4 protein-coding genes are annotated in these 3,450 nt (G+C 33.0%); all 4 read left to right on the forward strand.

Going from position 1 to position 3,450, the window contains the following annotated elements; all coding sequences use genetic code 11:
• Positions 1–251 precede the first annotated feature (251 nt).
• The 4 genes from RR554_RS11875 (at position 252) to RR554_RS11890 (ending at position 3,404) form a co-directional block, all read left to right on the forward strand.
• Entirely contained in the window at positions 252–1,310 is a 1,059-nt protein-coding gene (locus tag RR554_RS11875) for a bifunctional transcriptional activator/DNA repair enzyme AdaA (RefSeq protein WP_332468115.1), read from the forward strand.
• 84 nt (positions 1,311–1,394) lie between these two features.
• Complete coding sequence (locus RR554_RS11880) at positions 1,395–1,928, forward strand: GNAT family N-acetyltransferase (RefSeq protein WP_332463101.1); 534 nt, start codon at positions 1,395–1,397, stop codon at positions 1,926–1,928.
• Positions 1,929–1,930: 2 nt separating this feature from the next.
• Positions 1,931–2,530, forward strand: coding sequence for a hypothetical protein (locus RR554_RS11885; RefSeq protein WP_332463100.1), 600 nt, complete (start codon positions 1,931–1,933; stop codon positions 2,528–2,530).
• A 52-nt stretch (positions 2,531–2,582) separates the two neighbouring features.
• A complete protein-coding gene (locus RR554_RS11890) occupies positions 2,583–3,404 on the forward strand; it encodes a glycosyltransferase family 8 protein (protein ID WP_332463099.1) in 822 nt (273 codons plus the stop codon).
• Positions 3,405–3,450 lie beyond the last annotated feature (46 nt).

The following is a 3,450-nucleotide window of genomic DNA, read 5'->3' on the forward strand; positions in this document are numbered from 1 at the left end:
GAGATCAAAATGAAAAAGTCATTCATTTTTGGATACAAGCAACAAACAATGAACAAATGAACCTATTTACTCAAGAAATAAAAGCAAAAACACCTAATTTTTTAAGTATGGAAAGTCATTACTTATAAAAAATAGCCAAAAAGAAAACATACTGCTAGAAACTAAAATATAGTTGTTCATTTTTCGAAAGAATTTTCTTTGTGTCCTCTCTATAATGTAAATATCAAAAGTAGCGATAGGAGGTTATGTTGGTGAGACTCTCAACACAAAAAAAACAAGAATACTACAAAGCACTTGTGGCAAAAGATTCTGCATATGATGGTATTTTTTTCGCTGGTATCAAAACAACAGGCATATTTTGTCACCCCACATGTACTGCTAGAAAACCAAAGTATGAAAATTGTCATTTTTATCTAACGGCAGAAGAAGCTTTATTGGCAGGATTTAGGCCGTGTAAAATCTGTCATCCTTTATCTTATCCACATGAAATACCAACTGAAATAAAAAAATTAGTTGATGCTGTGGAAAAAAATCCTGAAAAACGTTGGCAAGAAAAAGATTTTCAAGAATTGGGACTACATTCAGCTACAGCAAGAAGGAAATTTAAAACCATTTACGGAATGACATTTGTTCAGTATGCCAGATCAAGACGAATGGGAATGGCGTTTAAAGAAATTGCTAACGGGAGCAAGGTGATTGATCAACAATTAGCTTCTGGATATGAATCAGCTAGTGGATTTAATGATGCTTTTACAAAAATCATGGGAAATCCAGCAAAAAAAACAGAAGTAAACTTATTGAATGCTTACTTTATCTCAACTCCGATTGGACAAATGCTGAGTTTATCAGATGATAATTATTTATACTTACTTGAATTTTCAGATAGAAGAGGTTTGGAAAGAGAAATCGAACGCTTAAGAATCAGCCAAAATTTTCGGATTATTCCAGGGAAAAACAAGATTAACCAAGAAGTTGAAAAACAGTTAATGCTCTATTTTGACAAGAAACTGAGTCGATTTAATCTGCCACTTTTTACAAAAGGTACTGACTTTCAAAAAGAAGTTTGGCACATATTAGAAACGATTCCTCCAGGTCAAACCTTGTCATATAAAGATATCGCACAAAGATTAGGCAATGAAAGTAAGGTTAGAGCCGTTGGAAATGCCAATGGAGCCAATCAGTTAGCGATTGTTATTCCTTGTCATCGGGTGATTAAAATAAGTGGTGAGTTAGGTGGCTATGGTGGTGGAATCGAGAGAAAACAGTATTTGCTTCAGCTTGAACAAGAAATGATGAAACAAATGAATTAAAAAGACTATTGAACGTTTACTCAGATACGTTCAATAGTCTTTATTTGATGTTATAATGATAAAAAAGACATCTTGAGGTGTGTTATGGTAAATATAGAGTTAAATAAAGTACAATTATCAGATTTAGACGAATTATGGGCAATAAGTTATGGGCCGAAAGCGGATTTAAAATGGATGGCATATGATGGGCCTTATTTTGAAAATCCTGTTTTAGATAGAGAAACTTTTTTAAAAGGCTGGGGAGAGAAAATTGTGAACCAGCCAAACTATCGATTGATCATTTGTGATAAGCAAATGATTGGCCTTGTGACTGCTTATTGGGAGGATGCTCCGTTGAATCAGTGGCTAGAAGTAGGTATGGTCATTTATAATGCAGATTTATGGGGAAACGGGATTGAAAGCCTAGTTCTTAAATTGTGGTTAAAAGAAATGTTTGATGAATACCCTCAGTTGCCTCATCTTAGCTTTACGACATGGTCAGGTAATATTGGTATGCAAAAAGTTGGGGAGCACGCTGGTATGCTAAAAGAGGGCGTCATTCGAAAGGTGAGGTATTGGCAAGGTGAGTATTATGATTCAGTAAAATATGGGATTTTACGTGAAGAAATGGGAGATTAGTCATGGTGGGTCAAGATATATTAATTATAGGTGTCATTATTTATTTTATTAAAGAGCAATATAATTTTTCTGATGTAAGAAGATTAAACTTTTTATTTATTCCTTTATTTTCTTTGTTTCAATTTCTAAAGCAAATGAATTTTAATCAAGGAATTTATGTTTTATGGCTAGGTATTATTACAGTAGTTAGTCTAGCAATTGGTTATTATCAAGCTAATCATAGTAAAGTGATTCAAGAAAAACGAGTGGTCTCCTATTTTACTGATCAAGAGGGAAGGGAAGTCCCTATTTACCGAAAAGTAGTTCAATCAAGTGGAGGGACTCACTACTTATTCGGTTGGCTGCTTATTTTTGTTTTTCAGTTATTAATGGAAAGTTTCTTATTTCATAAAGCTATCACAGTATCAGGATCCTCAAAAGAGATATTAGATGAAATTATCAAAGACATATTCAGTGTTTACCGCGTGTATGACACAGAAAAAACAAGTTGGTATGTATGGGCATTATATGGTATCTCCAGTTTAAGCTACACTTATTTTTTAGGGAAAAAATCTCCCGAGTTTAAGGAAAAAATAGTTCAAAAGCATGTGAGTGTTTCGTAAGGAAAATGAATAAATCAGTCAGTTAAATGAAAAAACAAAAAGGAGCATTTCCATGAAAAATGAAATCGAAATTCTTGTGACTATTGATGAAAATTATATTCAACCGTTAAAAGTCATGCTCTATTCACTATATGTCCACCATCGTAGAGAGAACGTTAAAATTTGGTTGATTCATGAAAAAATTTCAACCAAAAAAATAGCGATTCTGAATAAATTGATTACAAAATTTGGTTGGTCTTTTGAAGCCATTAAAATGAAAGATGACTTTTTTGAGGAAGCGCCAACCGTTGAAAGATACCCAAAAGAAATGTATTTTAGATTACTTTGTGGCAATATTTTGCCAGAGCATGTAAAACGAGTTATTTATTTAGATCCAGATATCCTAGTTATTAATTCACTTTTACCTTTATGGAACGTTGAGTTAGAGGGAAATCTACTCGCAGCAGCAACTCATACAGGTGTGACCAATATCACAACAGGTATTAATAACATTCGTTTAAACACAGATCATCATTATTATAATTCTGGTGTAATGGTGATTGATTTGGATGAAGCTAGAGAGAGAGTTAACATTCAGGATATTCAAGAAACCATTGAAAAATATGCTAGTTACTTACTTCTTCCAGATCAAGATGTTTTGAATCATCTTTACGGGCACTATATTAAAGAAATACCTGATGAAATTTGGAATTATGATGCTAGAAAATACTTGAGTTACTTAACTAAAAGTGTTGGTAAATATGATTTACATTGGTTAATGGAACATACGGCTATCTTGCATTTTTGCGGAAAACCAAAGCCGTGGCAAATAAAAAGCGATACTAAATTTACTGCCTTATACCTTGATTATGCCCATCGATTAGAGCATTTTTAAATAACTTGACTGTGTGGTTGCCACACGGTTTATACTTCTTTTAAAG

This window comes from Vagococcus sp. (genome assembly GCF_036639995.1).
Lineage (GTDB): Bacteria > Bacillota > Bacilli > Lactobacillales > Vagococcaceae > Vagococcus.

Bases quoted from the DNA above. Each gene is read 5' to 3' on its own strand.
- RR554_RS11880 (WP_332463101.1), top strand. From the start codon at position 1,395: ATGGTAAATATAGAGTTAAATAAAGTACAATTATCAGATTTAGACGAA.
- RR554_RS11885 (WP_332463100.1), top strand. From the start codon at position 1,931: ATGGTGGGTCAAGATATATTAATTATAGGTGTCATTATTTATTTTATT.
- RR554_RS11890 (WP_332463099.1), top strand. From the start codon at position 2,583: ATGAAAAATGAAATCGAAATTCTTGTGACTATTGATGAAAATTATATT.